The organism is Bittarella massiliensis (ex Durand et al. 2017), assembly GCF_017566145.1.
Classification (GTDB): domain Bacteria; phylum Bacillota; class Clostridia; order Oscillospirales; family Ruminococcaceae; genus Bittarella; species Bittarella massiliensis_A.
This window is the reverse complement of record NZ_JABFCL010000068.1, coordinates 1-303: the sequence shown is the minus strand read 5'-3', so window position 1 is coordinate 303 and position 303 is coordinate 1. Positions and strand designations below refer to the sequence as shown.

Annotated in this window: 1 protein-coding gene; it reads left to right on the top strand. The window is 43.2% G+C overall.

Annotated elements, in window-relative coordinates:
- Positions 1 to 133: 133 nt before the first annotated feature.
- Positions 134 to 303, top strand: a 170-nt coding sequence (locus HJY11_RS13480; protein ID WP_208076453.1) for a GntR family transcriptional regulator, incomplete at its 3' end; no start/stop codon positions are given.

Sequence of the window (303 nt, the reverse complement as noted above, 5' to 3'; positions counted from 1 at the left end):
GAGCGTTATTTTTCCACACCACTTTTTGACGAGCAGTAGGATGCGGGGAAAAATCTTTTCTTGCAAAACCGTGACATCTGTTATATTATGAATGTAACAAACGAAAGAAAAGGGTGAAGTGTTTATGAAAGAAATTATGATCGAGATTGATTTTAACAGCGACGAGGCTATTTATATGCAGCTCCGCAATCAGATCATTATGGGGATCGCGCTTTCTGCGGTTCGGGATGGGGACACACTTCCCTCGGTCAGGAAGCTTTCAGAGCAGATTGGCGTGAATATGCACACGGTCAACAAGGCATA